We start from the raw sequence: 20,179 nt of genomic DNA, 5'->3' as shown, positions 1-20,179 counted from the left end.
GATTGACTAATACCACTGAAGGAAGCCTGGTTTGTGTCGGAACCGGGATTCAAATAGGCGCTCAATTGACGCCTGTTGCACGTCGTTGCATTGAGGAAGCAGATGTAGTGTTTATGTCTGTGTCGACACATATTATGGAAGAGTGGGTGTCGAGCATGAATAGCGATGTAAGAAATTTACAGTCGTATTATGAAAAGGGACTTCCTCGAAACAAAACTTATAAGTCTATGGTTGATGTTGTCGTTCACGAAGTCGAATGTGGAAAGAAAGTATGTCTTGCTCTTTATGGTCATCCAGGGATGTTTGCGATCGTTGCACATAAAGCGATAGAAAAGACCAGGGAGATTGGGTTTAAAGCCCGAATGGAGCCTGGAATCTCTGCAGAAGACTGTCTTATCGCCGATTTGGGTTTGGATCCCGGCACATGCGGAATACAGCAGTTTGAGGCAACGCAATTTATGTTGTATCAAAGATTGATTGATCCTAGTGCTTACCTTTTACTTTGGCAAATTGGCGTTGCCGGTGACTTAACATTGACCAGCAGGACTCCAAATAAAAAATCGCTTTCGATTCTATTGGAGCTACTTTTTGAAATATATCCGGAAAGTCATCAAGTTGTGTTATATGAGGCACGTACAACACCTTTAACCCAATCCAGAGTTGAATATCTGTCACTTAATGAACTTTCAAAGGCACAGCTGCATGATTATACAACTTTAGTTATACCTCCCTGCGAAGTGATGAAGAAGAATACAGATATTGAAAAAAGACTTAAATTGATTTTTACCTGATACATAACATAAGCGTTTGATTTTAAATATTTATAGCGTATTATTGTCGAACGTGATAATAAGTATATTTTTTGAATAGACTAGGATAAAAGTCGTACTCTTTTACGACTGATCTTGGCTTGATTAGCTGAAAGGAAACAATAAAATGAAAAACTATATCGAAGCTATTGAAAGAATTTCTCTTTGTCCAAATTTTGAACAAGGTGAGCTGGATATTGATTCTCTGGTGTCTGATCTAAATCTTTCTGAAGAAATGATTACTGTACTTAAGTCTAAAGATAGTTCTCAGATGGAATCTATCCTGGGAAGCCAGCACAAGATTGTATGTATGCTTGTACCTGCCAAAGATGACGATGATAATGAAGATGAATCCGAAGATGACAAGTCTGACGAAGAACAAAGTGAGTCATCAAGCCTCGTAGCTGTAAGCTTCTAACCTGAATCCTTCAAATTTATACCTAATAGGTGTCTGATCTAATGAACAGGCCGTTTTTTCTTTATTTATTTTTTAGTGTGGTCTTAATGATCACACATAGCGCAAAGTCTGGAGAAGCTAGATCCGAGGACAGCCCAATGCCGGCGATTAAAGTGCTGCGGATGGCTGATAAAGTTAAATCTTCAGACAGTGCCCGGTTTGTATCGCTTTTGCGGCAACTAGAGCCTCAGTTTCAAAACCTTTCGATAAATGAACGCTATTTCTTTTTATATCTAAAAGGGTATGAAAGCGCTTTAAAGGGCTTGGTGGATGAAGCTGAAAGATCTTATTTGCATGTTTTCAAAAACGCACAAAGTGTAGAAATTCGATACCGTGCAGCGCTTTCACTGGTTAACCTGTACGCTTTTAGTCGTAAATGGGGAGCGGGATTAGAGTTCATCAGATTTATCGAGATAAGCAAAGAAAAGATTATCGATACTAATATTCGGCATCAAGGTTTGATTGCCGCAGCGATTTTTTATGATGAGATCGAATATCATAAAGTTACGATTACTTATTTAAGTGAGGTTCTAAAAGAAAGTAACGACAAGCGCTCTATTTGTTTGGCCCAGGGAATGAATCTTAAAGCACAAAGGTTAATCGGAGCAGAGTTGGACTTTAGGAAAGAGTTTAATAATGCGATTGATATTTGTGCTCAGGCTAACGAGCAGATAATCGCTAACGTTATTCGAATTCATTTAGCGCACTTTCTTTTGAAGGAAGGAAAAGCAAAAGAAGCTTCAGATCTTATTTTAGAAAATTTGCCCAATATTGAAAAAACACGATATCAATTAAATATTGTTCAATCCTATTCTATTCTATCGAGAGCTTATTGGAGTCTTGAAGATATATTAAATGCCAAAAAATATGCTCAGAAAGCGGTGGATAGTGATGCTCAGGTAAATACCACGCGTTCAGTGGCTGAAGCCTATAACATACTCCACTTAAGCAGCTTAAAGCAGAATAATCTTGAAGATGCAATTCGTTATTTAAGGGATTACTTTGAAGCCGAAAAGAAGCACTTTCAGGAAATTAATGGACGTCAGTTAGCTATAGAATCCGCAAAAAGACAGTCTGCGGAAAAAGATGCGGAAATTGACTCACTCAATAAACAAAATAGTATTCTTCGGTTGCAGCAGGAACTGGCAAAGGAAGAAGCAGAAAATAATCGCTGGATCATTAGCTTGCTGGTGTTTTGCGTGGCGATACTCATTGCCTGGATATTGTATTTCAGAAGTTCTCAAAGAAAGTTGAAGTATCTAGCTGAGTATGATGGCCTAACTGGAATTTGTAATCGCGCACATTTCACGCGAAGTGCTGAGGATGTTTTGCAAATCATGACCAAGTCTGGGCGAAATGTAAGCATGGTCTTGTTCGATTTGGATAACTTTAAGAAGATTAATGATGCTTATGGGCATCCGGTTGGAGATATTGTTCTACAGTTGGCAACTAAGGCTTGTTCTCAATGTGTTCGCAAGGTCGACGTTTTCGGTCGTATTGGAGGAGAGGAGTTTGCCATTCTTCTACCTGGATGTGAAATAGAGCAAGCGCAGAAAATTGCTGAAGACTGTAGAAAACGAGTTTCAGAAATTGATACTAGCAGTACCGGCTTCGAGTTTGATGTTTCGGCCAGTTTTGGTATCGCCAATACCCGGTCAACAGGCTATTTACTAAAAGATCTGATTTCTCACGCTGATGAAGCTATGTATCTGGCTAAGCGCCGTGGTCGCAATCAGGTTGTCGTTCAACCCACCGAATAAAAGTTTTATTGAATAGGCTTCAATTGTCAGGACCAAACGGTCAAAATTTGACCGTTTGGCAATAGTGATATTTTATCCCCTCTTAAACAAAATAAACTCACCAATTATCCCTGCTTTTATGCTACAATCGGCCGCTTGATAGCGCCTCGTGCGCAACTATAAATTGAACGTTTTTTAAACAGTTTTCTTGCCAAAATAAAAGGTTTAAAAAACGTATAAAATCAATAAGATAAGGAACGATTGTAGTTTATGGGTGAGTTTGCAAAAGAAGTCCTGCCGATTAACATCGAAGACGAGTTAAAAGTTTCCTACCTTGATTATGCCATGAGCGTTATTGTTGGGCGTGCATTGCCTGACGTAAGAGATGGTTTAAAGCCGGTTCATCGCCGAGTGTTATACGCAATGAATGAGCTGGGTAATGATTACAATAAAGCTTATAAAAAATCTGCCCGTGTTGTCGGGGATGTAATAGGTAAATACCACCCGCATGGTGACACCGCTGTTTACGATACTATTGTTCGTATGGCTCAGCCATTTTCTCTTCGTTACATGCTTGTGGATGGTCAGGGGAACTTTGGATCTGTTGATGGAGACTCTCCTGCAGCGATGCGTTACACAGAAGTTCGCATGGACAAAATGGCCCATCAGTTACTATCGGATCTAGAGAAGGAAACTGTTGACTGGGCTGAAAACTATGATGGCACAGAATCAGAGCCGACAGTTTTGCCGACCCGCATTCCAAATCTATTAGTTAATGGTTCTGCTGGTATCGCGGTTGGTATGGCTACCAATATTGCGCCGCACAATCTAACTGAAGTTATCGACGGTTGCTTAGCCGTTATGGAAAATCCTGAGATCGATATTGATGGATTGATGGAATATATTCCAGGCCCGGATTTTCCTACCCAGGGTATTATCAATGGCCGGGCGGGTATTGTTCAAGCATACAAGACCGGTAGGGGGCGTATTTATATTCGAGCTCGTCATCATATTGAAACAGATAGTAAAGGCAAAGAAAGCATTGTTGTTACAGAAATTCCTTACCAGGTTAACAAAGCTCGCCTGATTGAAAAAATTGCTGAGCTAGTAAAAGACAAAAAAGTAGAAGGTATTACCGGACTTCGCGATGAGTCAGACAAAGACGGTATGCGCATGGTTATTGAGCTTCGTCGCGGCGAAAATGCCGAAGTGGTGATGAACAACCTATACGCCCAGTCGCAGATGCAGACGGTGTTCGGTATTAATATGGTGGCTTTGGAAAATGGTCAGCCGAAGCTTTTCAACCTCAAGGAAATGATTGAAGCCTTTATTAGACACCGTAGAGAAGTTGTTACTCGTCGTACAGTATTTGATTTACGCAAAGCTAGAGAAAAAGCTCATGTTCTTGAAGGCCTGGCTATTGCTCTTGCTAATATTGATGAAATTATCGAGTTGATCAAAAAAGCACCGACACCAGCTGTAGCAAAAGAGCAATTAGTTGCAAAAGGCTGGGAAGCTGCTGCGGTATTAAGCATGCTAGAAGGAGCCGGCGCTGACGCATGTCGTCCAGATGACCTGGAGCCTCAATATGGCTTAAAAGATGGTTTATATCACCTTTCACCAGTTCAGGCACAAGCAATCCTTGACTTGAGGCTGCATAAGTTGACAGGTCTTGAGCATGAGAAAATCATCAATGATTATAAAGATTTAATCGCGTTGATTGCAGAGTTGTTGGCTATTTTGGGAAGCACCGAGCGGTTGATGGAAGTAATCAGAGAAGAACTGGTGGAAGTTCAGGAAGCTTTCGGAGATGAAAGACGAACTGAAATTACCAATAGTTCTGCAGATCTAATGATCGAAGATTTGATTCCAGAAGAAGATGTTGTAGTGACTCTATCTCACCAGGGATATGTAAAATACCAGCCATTAACTTCTTACGAAGCACAAAGGCGTGGTGGTAAAGGCAAGTCTGCCACCAAAATGAAAGATGAAGACTTTATTGAGAAGTTGCTGGTTGTGTCGACTCACGCAACAATCCTTTGCTTCTCGAGCATCGGTAAAGTCTACTGGTTAAGAACCTTCCAGCTTCCACTTGCAAGCCGAGGCTCACAGGGTAAGCCAATCGTTAACATTCTGCCTTTAGAAGAAGGCGAGCGAATTACTTCTATTTTGAATGTTAAAGAGTTTGATTCTGAGCATTATGTGTTTATGGCAACTGCTAGTGGAACGGTTAAAAAGACTTCACTTGAAGCGTTTTCTCGACCACGCTCAAACGGTATTATCGCACTAAGATTAGATGACGGTGATGAGCTCATTGGTACTGTTGTAACAAACGGACAAGATGAACTTATGTTGTTCAGTGATGCAGGAAAAGTTATTCGATTCCACGAGGAAAATGTTCGTGAGATGGGAAGAACTGCTCGCGGTGTTCGCGGCATGCGAATAAGCGAGGAACAGGAAGTGATTGCATTAGTCAGAGCCGATGAAAACAGTCAGATTTTGACTGTTACTGAGAACGGTTACGGTAAGCGAACCTGTATGAGTGAACATCCTGTGCGTGGAAGGGGTGGTCAAGGGGTTATCTCTATCCAGTTAAGTGAAAGAAATGGTAAAGCAATTAGCGCAGTACGTGTTGCTGATGGTGATGAAATTATGCTTATCAGTAAAGGTGGTACTTTAGTCCGTACTCGTGTTGATGAAATTCGTACTATGGGCAGAAATACTCAGGGCGTGCGCTTGATCCGATTGCAAGAAGGTGAAACCCTTGTGGGACTTCAACGAATCGATGAACTCGAAAGTGATGACGAAGTCGAGGGCGAAGAAGGTGCTAGTCAAGCAATAGATAACGAAAATAATGAAAACCAGGCTTCAACAGAAAGTGAATCGGGTGATAACTCAACCGCAGAAGACGCAACTAGCGACGATGGGGAAGAGTAGTTAATTCAACAAAATAACTCACTTTTAATCTGAGGTAATCAGGTGACTAATCAAACCTATAATTTTTGTGCGGGGCCTGCGGCCCTGCCTGTACCCGTAATGCAGAAAGCACAACAAGAGTTGCTTAACTGGCGGGGGCTTGGCGTTTCTGTAATGGAAGTTAGCCATCGTTCGAGCGAGTATCAGGAGCTGGCTAACAAAGCTGAGTCTGACTTGCGCAAGTTAATGGGGATTGGAGAAGAACATGCTGTATTGTTTATGCATGGTGGAGCGTCACTTCAATTCTCCAGTATTCCTATGTCTCTTTTGTCCGAAAACAAGACCGCTGAATATATTGAAAACGGAATCTGGTCATCCAAAGCCGCTCAGGAGGCTGCACGTTACGGTAAGATAAATTCAATTCCGGCTTTACAGATGGATGATAGTGGAATACGTTCACTGTCTTCACCTTCAACCTGGACTAGAAGCGAGTCACCGGTTTATACCCATTATACGCCGAATGAAACAATAGAAGGGATCCGTTTTCCTTTCCTGCCTGAAACCAACGGTTCTTTAATTGCTGACTTGTCATCTTGTATATTATCCGAAAAGCTCAATATGAGTGATTTCGATATGATCTACGCTGGTGCTCAAAAAAACATTGGTCCCGCAGGGATGACCATCGTCATTGTTAAGCATGAATTGATGGACAAAATGGACTTTAGTCGAGTCCCCAAAGTTTTTAATTACAAGGCGCAGGCTGAACAGGGCTCAATGATCAATACGCCACCAACCTATGCCTGGTATCTGGCTAGTCTGGTTTTTGAGTGGTTGCTCGAGCAAGGTGGTGTAGAGGGAATGGAAAAACTTGCTCATCAGCGGGCAAATCTTCTATATAGCTACCTGGATTCAGACGACTTTTACCACAACCCTATCGCTCCAGAATATCGTTCACTGATGAATGTACCTTTTATACTTAAAGATGAAAGTCTTAATGATAAATTCTTGAAGGAAGCTAGATCTGCTGGCTTGGTTGGCCTGAAAGGACACCGAAGTGTTGGTGGTATGCGGGCAAGCATCTATAACTCCATGCCAATTGAAGGCGTTGAAGCATTAATTGCCTTTATGAAAGAGTTCAAGCAACAAAATGGATAATCAATTTATTATTACTGTTGATGGACCTTCTGGAGCAGGTAAAGGTACCGTCAGTCAGTTGCTTGCAGACAAGTTAGGATGGCATATGCTCGACAGCGGGGCTCTATACCGTGTGCTGGGGGTTGCTGTTGAGAAACATGGAATCGACATTAATAATGAGTCTGAAGTTACTGATTTAGCAAGAAATCTGGATATTGACTTTATTTCAAATAAAGATACAGGTGAAATAGAGCCTCTTCTTCAGGGAGAAAATCTTGGCGCAATGATACGAACCGATCAAGCAGGCCAGGCCGCTTCGAAAGTCGCAGCAATTCCAACCGTGAGGGATGCTTTGCTGGCGCGACAAAGAGACTTCTATCGATTACCAGGTCTGGTTGCGGACGGTCGGGATATGGGGACGATTGTTTTCCCCGACGCTCCTGTAAAAATATTTCTCACCGCTAGCGCAGAGTGTCGCGCTGAAAGACGCTATAAACAGTTGAAAAATAAGGGCGTGGATGCTAATATGCGCGCGCTTTTAGATAGCATTAAAGCACGCGATGAGCGTGACCAAACGCGTTCCGTGGCACCATTGGTTCCTGCGGAGGGCGCTTTTGTTGTTGATAGCTCGAATCTTTCGATATCTGAAGTGCTTACGCAAGTGCTTGATTTCGCTTCTAAAAGCTTTCCGGAACTGGCTTAACTGCAAGTCCATTTTTCGTTTACTCGAGTAAACGTTGGTCTTTCAGGGAATCAAAAAGTTCCAAATAAATTTAAAGTATTAATCTGGATTGCTAAAGGATTGGCGAGCCACTTTTTAATAATCCCGAACTAACTGGACGTTATTCGGAGTTTTAGACAACGCGTATTGATTTAAGGTTAAGAAGAGCCATAGATCGTTACGTTTATTCAGGTACTTAAGATGAGCGAAAATTTCGCAGAACTGTTTGAACAAAGTTTAAATGAAATCGAAATGCGCCCAGGTGCGATTGTTAAAGGCACTGTGGTAGCGATTGATAACGAAACCGTAATTGTTAATGCTGGTTTGAAATCTGAAGGTGTTATTCCACTTTCACAGTTCATCAACGAGCAAGGTGAAGTTGAAGTAGAAGTAGGCGACGAAGTTGATGTATCGCTTGACTCACTGGAAGACGGTTTCGGGGCGACTCAATTGTCGCGTGAAAAAGCCAAGCGTTTTGAGACTTGGTTAGAGCTTGAAAAAGCTTGTGAAGCAAATGAAAGCGTTATCGGTATCATTACCGGTAAAGTTAAAGGTGGTTTCACTGTAGAAGTCAAAAATGTTCGTGCATTCCTTCCTGGTTCTTTGGTTGATGTACGTCCAGTTCGTGATACTACTCATCTTGAAGGTAAAGAGCTTGAATTCAAAGTTATCAAGCTTGACCAGAAGCGTAACAATGTTGTTGTTTCTCGCCGCAGCGTAATCGAAGCTGAAAGTTCAGCTGAGCGCGAAGAATTGTTAGCTCGTCTTGAAGAAGGCGCGAAAGTTAAAGGTATCGTTAAAAATCTTACTGACTATGGTGCATTCGTTGATCTTGGTGGTGTTGATGGTCTTCTTCATATCACTGATATGGCTTGGAAGCGAGTTAAGCATCCTTCTGAAGTTGTCCAGGTTGGTGATGAAATCGATGTTAAAGTCCTTAAGTATGATCGTGATCGTTCACGTGTATCACTAGGTATGAAGCAGCTTGGCGAAGATCCATGGGCAGACCTTAACCGTCGTTATCCAGAAGGCGCGCGTCTGTTTGGTCGTGTAACCAACCTGACTGACTATGGTTGCTTTGTTGAAATTGAAGAAGGCGTTGAAGGTCTTGTTCACGTTTCAGAAATGGACTGGACTAACAAAAACATCCACCCAAGCAAAGTTGTTAATCTGGGTGATGAAGTTGAAGTTATGGTTCTTGATATTGACGAAGAGCGTCGTCGTATCTCTCTAGGCCTTAAGCAGTGTGTGCCAAATCCGTGGACAGAATTTGCGAGCAAATTTAACAAGAACGATAAAGTTACAGGTAAAATCAAGTCGATCACTGACTTTGGTATCTTCATCGGTCTTGACGGCGGTATTGATGGTCTTGTTCACTTGTCAGACATTTCCTGGACTCTTACTGGCGAAGAAGCCGTACGTGATTACAAGAAAGGGGACGAAGTTGAAGCGGTTGTTCTTTCTGTTGATGCAGAGAGAGAGCGTATTTCTTTAGGTATCAAGCAAGTTGATTCTGACCCATTTGCGCAATTCCTTGCTGAAAATGGTAAAGGTACGGTTGTTACAGGTACTGTTACAGAAGTTGAACCTCGTGGCGTTAAAGTATCTTTGGGTGAAAACGTTGAAGGTTACTTAAGAGCTTCAGAAATCAGTGATGATCGTGTTGAAGACGCTGGCAAGCACTTTGCTGTTGGCGACTCAGTTGAAGCAAAGTTCACTGCAGTAGATAAGAAAAACCGTGTAATTACTTTGTCTATTAAAGCCAAGCATAAGCAAGAAGAAGCTGAAGCTATTGCCGAGTTTAGCAAAGATAGTGACACTGCAGCAGCACCTGCAACCTTAGGTGACTTGTTGAAAGAGCAGATGGATCGCGATTAATTCTGCTAAATCTTAAGAAAATGCCCTTAATCTATTGATTTTGGGCATTTTTTTTTGCTTTTTATAAATAAATTGTCTATTGTATAAGTCATTGAATTAATGGCTATTTATGACGAAAGGAATGGATTGATGACAAAATCCGAGTTAATTGAAAAATTAGCTGCACGGCAGACTCAGTTATCGTTGAAAGATGTAGAGCTGGTCGTAAAATGTATTCTAGAGCATATGGCTCAGTCACTAGCCAAGGGTGAGCGAATCGAGATTCGAGGCTTTGGAAGTTTCTCGCTTCATTATCGTGCACCCAGAGTTGGCCGTAATCCGAAAACCGGCCAATCTGTTGAGCTAGAAGGCAAATATGTACCCCACTTTAAACCTGGAAAGGAACTCAGAGAGAGAGTTAATTCTGCTTTGGAGGAAAATGGTTAGCCGTCCTGTTTAATCTCATGTAGTTAAAAAGCATATCATTGATATGCTTTTTTTGTGTCAGTGGAACTCATATTTTATTTTCGTCGACTTATCGACCTGCTTATTTAATCTAGGATAAAATAAGCTCTCTGTCGGCGTGGGGAAAGAAATTGCGAAACTTTATTACAATCATAATAGCGTTACTAATTTTTGTCGCATCTGCGCTTTTCTTTGCGCAAAATGACTCGATGGTTATGATTGACTATTTTAGTGGTCAAGTAGAGTGGCAGTTAAACTGGGTAATGGTTCTATGTATTATTGTCGGTTTTCTTCTGGGCGTTGCATCTTTGTTTGGAAGCTTAATGAAAACTAAATTTCTCCTCAAGCAAGCCCGAATTAAACTCGACAAGCATCAGAAAGAGCTTAATAGTTTACGCTCATTACCACTTAAAGATGATTATTAGGTCAAGGGACAGGATTTAATGTCAAACGAAATTCTCATTATATTCGCCCTCTTGTTTCCAATTGCATGGTACTTTGGATATCGCAATGGAAAACAAAGCGGCAAAAGTGAGGTTAACGATAAGAGTGCCGGTTTATCCAGACAATATTTTACCGGACTAAATTATTTACTAAACGAACAGTCTGATAAGGCTATCGATACTTTTGTCAGTTTGTTAGAGGTTGATTCTGAAACAGTAGAAACACATTTAGCGCTTGGTAATTTATTCAGAAAAAGAGGTGAAGTTGATCGAGCAATTCGAATTCATCAAAATCTAATAGCCAGACCCTCTCTTTCGGCAAAACACAGAAAGATGTCACTATTGGAGCTGGGCGATGACTATATGGCTGCCGGACTACTTGACAGAGCAGAGCATATTTTTAAAGAGTTGGTTCTAGACCCTCAACACAAGCAAGCAAGTCTCTCTCAACTTTTGCAAATTTATCAACAAACAAAAGATTGGCAAAACGCAATTAAAGTGGCTGAGAAACTTCATCTCGGCGATGCTCCGGAGAGAAGAAAAGAGATTGCCCATTTCTACTGCGAGTTGGCGGAAGAGTTTATCTTTGAACAGTCGATGCGTGAAGCGGTTAACCAGGTCAAAAAGGCGTTAAGTATTGATCCATCATGTGCCAGAGCAACTCTGATTAGCGGGACGATACACTATAATAATGGCCGCTATAAAAAGGCGATTAAATCATATCGTGACTTGATGCATCAAAATATTAACTTGCTCCCTGAAGCTATTGATAATATCAGAGCTGCATTTATACAACTTTCAGACCAACGCGGCTTCATTAAGTTTCTAGAGCAGTCTATAGAAGCCGGTGCCGGAATTTCAGTTATTCTAAGTTATGCCCAAGAGCTACAAGTAGAGCAGGGCGACAAGGTTGCAGCAGATTTTATTGCTCGTCAAATGGTAAAGCATCCGTCTATTAAAGGGCTTTTAAAGCTGATCAATCTGCACTTGAAACACGCAAGTGAGACAGCCAAGCCAAGCCTTCAAATGCTACATGATGTAGTTACCAAATTGTTAAAGAATAAGCCTGTGTACCACTGTAACCATTGCGGTTTTGATACAAAAACTTTGTTTTGGCAGTGTCCCGGCTGTAAAAGCTGGGGAAGTGTAGAGCCAATACAGGGAATCGAAGGAGAGTAGTTGTCGATATGTCAGTTAATAAAGATTCGAAAATTATAGTTGCACTAGATTTTAGTGACCTTGATAACGCAAAAGCACTGGTCGATAAACTTGATCCTGAATTATGCAAATTAAAAGTGGGTAAGGAAATGTTTACAGCTTTCGGACCCGACTGGGTTCGTCAATTGGTGGAACAAAAGTTTGACGTTTTTCTTGATCTAAAGTTTCATGATATACCCAATACGGTCGCCAAGGCTTGTGTTGCCGCTGCGGAACTAGGCGTTTGGATGGTCAATGTTCACGCCTCTGGAGGTCAAAAAATGATGTCTACGGCATTAGATGCTTTGACCGAGTATGGAAACAAACGGCCACTACTTACTGCAGTGACTGTGTTAACAAGTATGGATGAAGCTCAATATTCGAATATAGGGTTTCAAAAAAGCATTGGGGAACAGGTTTTACACTTGGCTGAACTGGCAAAATCCAGCGGACTTGACGGAGTGGTTTGTTCCGCGCAGGAGGCTGAAGTGCTCAAAAAGAAACTAGGATCGTCTTTTAAACTTGTTACTCCGGGAATTCGTCCCTTGGGTAGTGACGTAGGTGACCAGTCTAGAGTAATGACACCTCAAAAAGCGATAAATGCTGGTTCGGACTATTTGGTAATAGGTCGACCAATCACTCAAGCGGAAGATCCGCTTAAGGTTGTGTGCGAAATATCTGAATCTATTGCGAGCTTGTAGTTTTTGCTTTTTTTTTGAAGTAAATTAGCTCTTGTTCGAGGATAACTACATTTTGAAATCTTTGAACATTAACTGGGATGCCCGGTTCTGGTATTTAACGAAGATCAGAGTATGGAGTAGGGCAAATTAAATCTAAGGAGAGAAAAATGAAAAAATTTGCAATATTGTTATTGTCGTTTACCTTGTTTGGCGGTTTTAATCAAATGCTTATGGCTAAAACTGAAGTTGTGAAGCCTGCTAGCAAAGTTGTTAAGGTTAAAGACATAAAGCATACAACCAAAGTTAACCTGAATTCAGCTGGAGCGAAAGAAATTGCGGAAGCGTTAACTGGGGTTGGAATGAAGAAAGCCAGTGCTATAGTCGAATTTAGAAAACTTAACGGCAAATTTAAAAAAGTCGAGGATTTAGCGGCGGTTAAAGGCATTGGTGTCGCAACAATTGCAAAGAACGAAAGTAGGATTCTATTGAACTAGTTCAAGAAATCCCGATAGTTAAAAGGCGCTAAGAATAAGCGCCTTTTTAGTTTTTGAAAAAAATATGGTAGAAAGAGGGATAGAAAATCACAGCCAGTAAAGCTGCTATCAGTCCGGATAAGTGGGCTTCTGCGAGCACTTGAGTTCCAATTAGTTCTGCAGTCGATTGATTAATATTCCAGTTCAGTTCAACAAATACTTTCGCGACAACGCCAATCGATACAAGTCTAAAGATAGGCTTTACGTTGAAGCAAAGAGACTTAAAGAAGAGAAATAGTTCCGCTTTATCTTTAGAGTTCCAGAGCAGTAAGCTCCCACCCAGAAGATATCCATGCAATGCTCCAGAAGCCCCAACATACCAGTCCAGCTCTTTAATGAAGTGAAGAACTATCACATTGAGAGCAAAACAGAATATGAGCAGGTAGGCGCGTTTTGCTACTTCTATGAATTGTCCCAGTAGCCGATCGATAATAACTAAACCTGCTAAGTTTAGAAGAGCATGGTTCCAGTTGCTATGGGTAAAATTGGCTGTTATTAGTCTCCATAGTTCTCCCTGATTTACCGAATGAGTTTCGTATCTTAGCAATAATATTGAATCCGGAGCCAATAGCATTACAAACAAGCAAATGAGAATAACAGGGAAGGTCAAGATTAACTCTCTGGGCTGAAATAGTTCATTAATATGGTGTGTTAAATTTTTTAACATCTACTATTTGAGTCTTCTAAAACTATCGGATTAAACCATTTTATCATGTAAGAGCGAGGATAAAGATAGATCAATGAAATAAAGCTTGGCGATCTAACTTGAAAAGACTAATTATTGTTGTTTTTCGGGTGAAATAAAATCTGGACAAAAAAAAGGCCGCTTAGCGGCCTTTTGGATGGTATAAATACCAAATTTGGCTCCCCCTCCCCGACTTGAACGGGGGACCTGCGGATTAACAGTCCGTCGCTCTAACCAACTGAGCTAAGGGGGAAGAGTGTCTCTCCTTGAGAGCGAGCGCAATAATAAATAAGAATTTCCGGTCGGTCAACAAAGAATTTAAAAAAATTTTAAATAGTTTAGTAAATGGCTGATTTTAGTTCGTTTTATAACCTTGCATGGTTAAAATGTGCTCACATTTGCGTCGGGATAGGGATTTGCCTGTTTAAAATAATGCTAGTTTTGCTTCTAAAGGGCGTTTTTGTTTTAGAAATCTAAAAGTAGCACTGGTAGCTGTTTTATGGATCAAATATGATGTGAAACTATCGAAACCGAAAAAGCATACTTACTTATTTATGAGTGATCTTGAGTTTAAAATTAGCTCACAATTCGCACCGTCAGGTGATCAACCTAATGCGATTAGCAGTCTGGTTGAAGGACTGTCAGACGGCCTAAGTCATCAAACCCTATTAGGTGTGACGGGATCGGGCAAGACTTTCACAATAGCAAATGTTATTCAGGAAACCAGAAGACCTACAATTATATTAGCTCCAAACAAAACCCTTGCAGCTCAATTATATGGAGAGATGAAAGAGTTCTTCCCAAATAATGCTGTTGAGTACTTTGTTTCCTATTATGACTACTACCAGCCAGAAGCTTATGTTCCTAGCAGTGATACCTTTATCGAGAAAGACGCTTCAATAAATGATCATATTGAACAAATGCGACTTTCCGCCACAAGAGCTTTGCTTGAAAGGCGAGATGCAATAATTGTCGCTTCAGTCTCCGCTATTTATGGCTTGGGTGACCCTAAGCAGTTTCATAGTATGGTGATGCACTTAAAGCCAGGAGATGAAATTGATCAACGGGAGATACTGAGAAGGTTAGCAGAACTTCAATTTACACGTAACGATATGGAACTTCAAAGGGCTACTTATCGCGTTAGAGGAGATGTGATCGATATATTTCCGGCAGAGTCTGATCGATACGCTATCAGAATTGAGCTATTTGATGATGAGGTCGACTCAATAGCGAGCTTTGATCCGTTAACTGGAGAGGTGTTAAAAAAATTGACCCGGGTAACCATTTACCCTAAGTCTCATTATGTTACCGCGAGGCAAACCATACTTGATGCTATTGAATTGATTAAAGTAGAACTCAAAGAACGTTTAGACTACCTCAAGTCTGTTAATAAGCTGGTTGAGTATCAGCGACTTGAGCAAAGGGTCCGGTTTGATATCGAAATGATGCAGGAATTAGGCTATTGCTCCGGGATAGAGAATTATTCGCGTTTTTTATCAGGGCGAGGTGCTGGAGAGCACCCGCCAACACTTTTGGATTATTTGCCTGATGATGCTTTATTAGTCATCGATGAGTCGCATGTCATGGTGTCTCAAATTGGCGCTATGTATAAGGGTGATCGTTCTCGGAAAGAGACGCTAGTTGAATTTGGTTTTCGCTTACCCTCTGCACTTGATAACAGGCCATTGAAATTTGAAGAGTTTGAACGATTGGCTCCGCAGACCATTTTTGTTTCTGCGACGCCTGCAGACTATGAGAAAAGCCATTCGGGTCAAATAGTCGAGCAAGTAGTAAGGCCTACGGGGTTATTAGATCCTGAAGTCGAAGTGAGGCCGGTTTCAACTCAGGTTGATGACTTGCTGTCAGAGATTACTGATAGAGCAGACAAGAATGAACGTGTGTTGGTTACAACGCTAACAAAAAGGATGGCAGAAGATTTAACAGAATATCTAAATGAGCATGGAGTGAGAGTCAGATACCTTCACTCAGACATAGATACTGTAGAGCGAATGGAAATTATCCGCGATTTGAGAAAAGGTGAGTTCGATGCGTTAGTAGGAATCAACTTACTGAGAGAGGGCCTCGATATGCCAGAAGTTTCCTTAGTCGCGATACTTGATGCGGATAAAGAAGGTTTTCTGCGCTCTGAGCGCTCATTGATTCAGACCATTGGGCGTGCTGCTCGAAATTTGAAGGGTAAAGCCATTCTTTACGCAGATAAGATAACCGGTTCGATGGAAAGGGCTATTGGTGAAACCAACAGACGAAGAGAAATTCAACACCGGTTTAACCTGGAAAATAATATTACGCCTAAAGGTGTTAGCAAGTCGATTAACGACGTGATGGATACCGGAGAAAAAAACAGAGCAAACAAAACCAAAACACGTAAAAAGATTGCTGAACCTGAAACCAGCTATGATGCCAGTTCAGCAGCAAAAGCAGGCCAAACTATCGCAAAGCTTGAGAAATTAATGATGGAGTCTGCCAAGAACCTCGAGTTCGAAAAGGCCGCAGAATATCGCGACCAGATTGCCGAACTCAGACAGATGTTATTTAAGTCGTAGAAAGTATGCTGTAGCCGGTTAGCTTTCTAACTGCTCTGCAAACAGGAAATCGAGACTAGATGCTGCGTGGCGGGCGTGAGGAATAACAATTGAGCCTCCGACGAGAATAGCAATACCAATTGCTTCGTCTATTTCATCGCGAGTCAGACTTTCCTTAACACAGGTTTCCAGGTGATAGTCGATGCAGTCGTTACAACGTAGAACCATTGAAGCAGTCAGAGCCATTAGTTCTTTTGTTTTCTTGGGGAGAGCGCTGTCCCCATAAGCCTGTTTATCCAGTGACATCAGCCTTTTGGTTACCAGATTATTCGTTTCCAAGAGCTTTTCGTTGCCTTGCAGGCGTTTTTCTCTAAATTGCTCGAACGGGTGTTGCATTCAATGCCTCTTTGAATAAAAAACGGGTTGCTAGTTAAAGTAACCTATTTCGTCGCGTAATAGAATATCCAGAAGTAGAAAATCTAGTAAATATTCAACAGTAGGGATGTTAGCATTTATTCTCTATTTAATTTAAAATTCCGTTGCCTTATTAAAATATCTGAACAATGTCAGATTCCCGGCTGGAAGTGATTGAATTAGGGAGTATCACTAACAGCTGTGGTAAAACAGGTTGTTGATTTATCAAGCAAAGTAGCAAAGTTGGAATGCATTTATGAATCAAGCTTTAAGGGATCCAGTGTTTTTTACCAAACCGGATAATTGGTCGCGGTGGAAAGCTTCACATGGCAATCAGCCTATCGTTATTAAAGATTTAAGCTTTAAGTCATTTGACTTTGATGAGCTGGATTTCTCAGGTGTTTCTTTCGTTAATTGCAAATTCAGTGACTGTAAATTCAGACGTACGAATCTGATTTCTTCTAACCTCAGCTACAGCCACTTTAGCTGCTGTGACTTTGATTCTGCAAAGCTGATTGCTGCTAATTTAAAGTCTAGTGAATTTATCAGGTGCAATTTTGCTGGTTCTAACTTGTTAACTGCAATTACAGAGAATACTGCGATTATTGAATCTGATCTTTCAGGATTGGACTTGCAAAGTTTTAACTTAATCGGTATTCGACTGGAGTCATGTGATTTAAGAAATCAGAATCTGTCAAATAAGAACCTGTCAAGGTCATGTCTTAAAAACTCAGATTTGCGAGGAGCAAATCTGGAAAGAACCCAGTTGAATGAAGCTAATCTGGAAGGCGTTCTTCTTGCGGGTTGCAAAATCTCTCATACTTCATTTAAATCCGCTAACTTGAAACGAGTAAGCTTGGCTTCAGCTAATTTGTCTAAAGTTAATTTCGATAACGCAGATTTACAAGGGTGTGATCTTCGTGGAGCAGATTTATGTGGAGCCTGCCTTAACGGAGCCAAGCTAACTGGCGCGAAGTTATTCAATATAGAAACAATAGGTTGGGAGATACGGAAGGTTGAATGTAAGTTTGCTTACTGGGATCAGGATACTTCTTTAAAAACGGACTACAAAAGGGGAGAGTTCGAGCGAATCTATGCCGACTCATTAATCATTGACCTAAAATATGACTTTCGCCTCACTGCAAATGAAATTGCTACCCTGCCTATTATGATCGAACACTTACAGGCCTGCCACTGGGGGACTTCGCTTAGGCTAAAGTCAGTTAAAGATGTTGCGGGAGGTGCTTTAGTCCAGTTGGTTGTGGAAGAGGCCGGTAATTATTCGCTTGATGAACTGGAAGACTCCCTCAAGGAGGAAGCGAGTAGATTACAGTACGCACAGCTCACTTTAAGGGCTGATAGAAAAATGCAAAAGCGCCTAAAAGAAGCCGTTGCTGGCATCAAGGAGCAGTTTTGGCCGCGTCTTCTTGAGCTGGCGGCAGAACACGAAATCGATCAAATTAGAAATTTTTGCGTACTATTTATTGATCTTAAAGGTTTTACCCAATGGAATGAACGGGTTATTTCTGAAAAGCTTTCGCTATTCAGAGGGCTACTAAAGCCTGTTCTTGAAAGGTGGAACGCTAGTTATCCCAATATGGAGGGGGATTCTTTAAGAGCCACTTTTAGAAGTGCTAAGAATGCTGTGGAATGTGCCTGCATGATTCGCGATGTACTTATGGCCGCCGGCTTTGAGCTGAGAATAGGGATAGATCTGGGACAAGTAAATATTGTGCATAATGAAGTGACCAATCAATCTGATCTAGAGGGTAGTGCTGTAAGTATGGCAGCAAGACTCGAGGCCATGGCGGACACAGGTGATATTGTCGTATCGGAAAAGGTCAAGCATTACGCGGAACAGGAGTCTGACGCTTTTGCCTTTTATCCTCAGAAAGGCCAGCTAACTAAAGCCATTGGTGATAAAAAAGCAGGTGACTGGATCCATGTATATCATGTATATAGGGATTTAACAGATTGATATAAAAGGATAAATATATAGGTGCGCGTGTTTAAGTTAGTTACCTTATTAAGTTCCTTTAATACCTTATCCTCAAGGCTTACTTCGAGTCTGGAAAATAATTTGTCAATATTGATATATTGTACAAAAACACCTGTCTTTGGCGGCCGCCCGAATAATCGTCTAAATTAATGTAAAGGATTTACCTGATTGGGGCTAATCGAACTTCAGCCCAACGACTTCTAAGTGGTTCAATATGATCATTGAAAGAGATGTTTCCCAGCTAACTGTTGGTTCATATATTGTTGATATAGTTAAGCAGAAGGGAAAAGTTAAAATAAAAACTTCTGGTTGGATAAGAGATTTTCATCAAATAGAAGCACTTATTGAGCAGGGAGTCCAGCGAGTTTCTATTGACACTACAAAGCATTTGGACTCGCTTGACGTTGATTCGGTGGAACGGACCCCAGTTACAGATGATAGTGAAGCATCTCGCGAGCAGTTAGTTAAGGAAAAAACTGCCACTCAATCAAGCAAATCACAAAGTAAACCTCGGAACAAAGTCAACATTAACAAACAGAGTTTTGCCGAACGACTGACAGATGCTAAGGGGGTTTTTGATGAAGCTAAAAGTATCCAGGAAGGGGTTCTAAGAGACATTCAATCTGGCCGAGAAATTGATATAGAGGCAGCAAGTCTGGTGGTTGATAAATCCCTGGAAATTATATTTCAGAATCCCGATGCCCTGGCATGCGTACTCTCTATACGAACTAAAGATGCTTATCTTTTAGAGCACTCTGTTTCAGTATCCATTTTAATGGCAATATTTTGTCACTACATGGGGTTTGATAAGACATTGGTAAAGTCTTTATCATTGGGGGCTTTTTTACATGATGTAGGTAAAATTAGAATTCCGGATAAAATACTGCACAAGCCGGGAAAACTCACGCAAGAAGAGTTTGAAGTAATTAAAATGCATGCCGTTTATTCCAAGGAAGTGGTTGATTCAGTTGACGGCTTGCCAGAAGTGAGCAAACAGATTGTAGCTAACCACCATGAAAAACTTAATGGAAAGGGGTATCCTCAAGGTTTACGTGAAGACAGCTTGACTGTTTATGACAGGATGATAAGTATCTGCGATATTTTTGATGCTCTGAGTGCAGATCGAGTTTACAAAAGTGGTTTTCCGCAGCTTAAAGCCTTCGCCATATTAAGAGAACTAGCACAAGCAGGAGATTTAGACGTTTCATTGGTAGACAATTTTATCCATTGCATGGGCGTATACCCGGTAGGTTCTTTGGTTCAATTACGCTCTAATAGACTGGCCATGGTAGAGAAAAGAAATGAGGAAGTTCCAACTAAGCCTGTTGTAAAATGCTTTTTTAACTTGACTCAAAATGCCTTCACTGAAATTAGAAGCATTGACCTTGCCCAACAGCCAAACGAAAAGATAGAAAAAGCAGTGAGAGCAAATGACTTTGATTTAGATATAGGCAAAATATCAGAGTTTTTAATGATGCAAGGTTAAGTTCTGCTAATCTCTCAATGTGATATATATTGGGAATTTGTCAAATTATAGCGATTATTAGATTGAATATTTTGGTTTAATTGTTGATCATTGTGGCTGTG

At 41.0% G+C, this 20,179-nt stretch carries 17 protein-coding genes and 1 tRNA gene; 15 read left to right on the top strand and 3 right to left on the bottom strand.

Annotated features, from left to right (window positions below):
- Positions 1 to 2: 2 nt before the first annotated feature.
- The 12 genes from IYN84_RS06090 (at position 3) to IYN84_RS06035 (ending at position 12,912) form a co-directional block, all read left to right on the top strand.
- A complete protein-coding gene (locus IYN84_RS06090; protein WP_196138261.1) occupies positions 3 to 791 on the top strand; it encodes an SAM-dependent methyltransferase in 789 nt (262 codons plus the stop codon).
- Between the two features lie 145 nt (positions 792 to 936).
- Entirely contained in the window at positions 937 to 1,227 is a 291-nt protein-coding gene (locus tag IYN84_RS06085) for a hypothetical protein (RefSeq protein ID WP_196138260.1), read from the top strand.
- Between the two features lie 161 nt (positions 1,228 to 1,388).
- Positions 1,389 to 3,026 (top strand): GGDEF domain-containing protein, encoded by a 1,638-nt coding sequence (locus IYN84_RS06080; RefSeq protein ID WP_210330303.1) that lies wholly within the window; start codon positions 1,389 to 1,391, stop codon positions 3,024 to 3,026.
- Between the two features lie 249 nt (positions 3,027 to 3,275).
- Positions 3,276 to 5,942, top strand: coding sequence for a DNA gyrase subunit A (gene gyrA / locus IYN84_RS06075; protein ID WP_196138258.1), 2,667 nt, complete (start codon positions 3,276 to 3,278; stop codon positions 5,940 to 5,942).
- 42 nt (positions 5,943 to 5,984) lie between these two features.
- Positions 5,985 to 7,076, top strand: coding sequence for a 3-phosphoserine/phosphohydroxythreonine transaminase (gene serC, locus IYN84_RS06070; protein ID WP_196138257.1), 1,092 nt, complete (start codon positions 5,985 to 5,987; stop codon positions 7,074 to 7,076).
- On the top strand, positions 7,069 to 7,758 hold the full coding sequence (gene cmk / locus IYN84_RS06065; protein WP_196138256.1) for a (d)CMP kinase: 690 nt from the start codon (positions 7,069 to 7,071) through the stop codon (positions 7,756 to 7,758). Before serC ends, cmk begins: the two co-directional genes overlap by 8 nt.
- Before the next feature lie 219 nt (positions 7,759 to 7,977).
- The gene (gene rpsA, locus IYN84_RS06060) at positions 7,978 to 9,654 is read left to right on the top strand and encodes a 30S ribosomal protein S1 (protein WP_196138255.1); all 1,677 of its coding nucleotides are present in this window, start codon (positions 7,978 to 7,980) and stop codon (positions 9,652 to 9,654) included.
- 129 nt (positions 9,655 to 9,783) lie between these two features.
- Complete coding sequence (gene ihfB / locus IYN84_RS06055) at positions 9,784 to 10,080, top strand: integration host factor subunit beta (RefSeq protein ID WP_196138254.1); 297 nt, start codon at positions 9,784 to 9,786, stop codon at positions 10,078 to 10,080.
- Between the two features lie 149 nt (positions 10,081 to 10,229).
- Positions 10,230 to 10,523, top strand: a complete 294-nt coding sequence (locus IYN84_RS06050) for a lipopolysaccharide assembly protein LapA domain-containing protein (protein WP_196138253.1) — start codon at positions 10,230 to 10,232, stop codon at positions 10,521 to 10,523.
- A gap of 18 nt (positions 10,524 to 10,541) precedes the next feature.
- Positions 10,542 to 11,720 carry a lipopolysaccharide assembly protein LapB gene (gene lapB / locus IYN84_RS06045; protein WP_196138252.1) on the top strand — a complete coding sequence of 393 codons (1,179 nt, stop codon included), beginning with the start codon at positions 10,542 to 10,544 and terminating at the stop codon, positions 11,718 to 11,720.
- A gap of 8 nt (positions 11,721 to 11,728) precedes the next feature.
- Positions 11,729 to 12,439 carry an orotidine-5'-phosphate decarboxylase gene (gene pyrF, locus IYN84_RS06040; protein WP_196138251.1) on the top strand — a complete coding sequence of 237 codons (711 nt, stop codon included), beginning with the start codon at positions 11,729 to 11,731 and terminating at the stop codon, positions 12,437 to 12,439.
- 146 nt (positions 12,440 to 12,585) lie between these two features.
- Positions 12,586 to 12,912, top strand: a complete 327-nt coding sequence (locus IYN84_RS06035) for a helix-hairpin-helix domain-containing protein (protein WP_196138250.1) — start codon at positions 12,586 to 12,588, stop codon at positions 12,910 to 12,912.
- Between the two features lie 46 nt (positions 12,913 to 12,958).
- Here IYN84_RS06035 and rrtA read toward each other — a convergent pair whose 3' ends face one another.
- Together rrtA and IYN84_RS06025 are read right to left on the bottom strand one after the other, a co-directional pair.
- Positions 12,959 to 13,618, bottom strand: a complete 660-nt coding sequence (gene rrtA, locus IYN84_RS06030; protein WP_196138249.1) for a rhombosortase — start codon at positions 13,616 to 13,618, stop codon at positions 12,959 to 12,961.
- Positions 13,619 to 13,812: 194 nt separating this feature from the next.
- Positions 13,813 to 13,889, bottom strand: a tRNA-Asn gene (locus IYN84_RS06025).
- A gap of 301 nt (positions 13,890 to 14,190) precedes the next feature.
- Here IYN84_RS06025 and uvrB point away from each other — a divergent pair.
- Entirely contained in the window at positions 14,191 to 16,200 is a 2,010-nt protein-coding gene (uvrB, locus tag IYN84_RS06020) for an excinuclease ABC subunit UvrB (protein WP_196138563.1), read from the top strand.
- 18 nt (positions 16,201 to 16,218) lie between these two features.
- Here uvrB and IYN84_RS06015 read toward each other — a convergent pair whose 3' ends face one another.
- Positions 16,219 to 16,575, bottom strand: a complete 357-nt coding sequence (locus tag IYN84_RS06015) for a carboxymuconolactone decarboxylase family protein (protein WP_196138248.1) — start codon at positions 16,573 to 16,575, stop codon at positions 16,219 to 16,221.
- Positions 16,576 to 16,849: 274 nt separating this feature from the next.
- Between IYN84_RS06015 and IYN84_RS06010 the strand changes: the two genes are divergently transcribed.
- The gene (locus tag IYN84_RS06010) at positions 16,850 to 18,571 is read left to right on the top strand and encodes a pentapeptide repeat-containing protein (RefSeq protein WP_196138247.1); all 1,722 of its coding nucleotides are present in this window, start codon (positions 16,850 to 16,852) and stop codon (positions 18,569 to 18,571) included.
- 235 nt (positions 18,572 to 18,806) lie between these two features.
- Positions 18,807 to 20,078: an HD-GYP domain-containing protein gene (locus IYN84_RS06005; protein ID WP_196138246.1), complete on the top strand. Its 1,272-nt coding sequence runs from the start codon at positions 18,807 to 18,809 to the stop codon at positions 20,076 to 20,078.
- The last annotated feature ends 101 nt before the right edge of the window (positions 20,079 to 20,179 follow it).

It is taken from the genome of Aliikangiella sp. G2MR2-5 (assembly GCF_015687155.1).
GTDB lineage: Bacteria > Pseudomonadota > Gammaproteobacteria > Enterobacterales > Kangiellaceae > Aliikangiella.
Note: the sequence above shows the minus strand (reverse complement) of the source record. Positions and strands in the feature narration are given on the sequence as shown.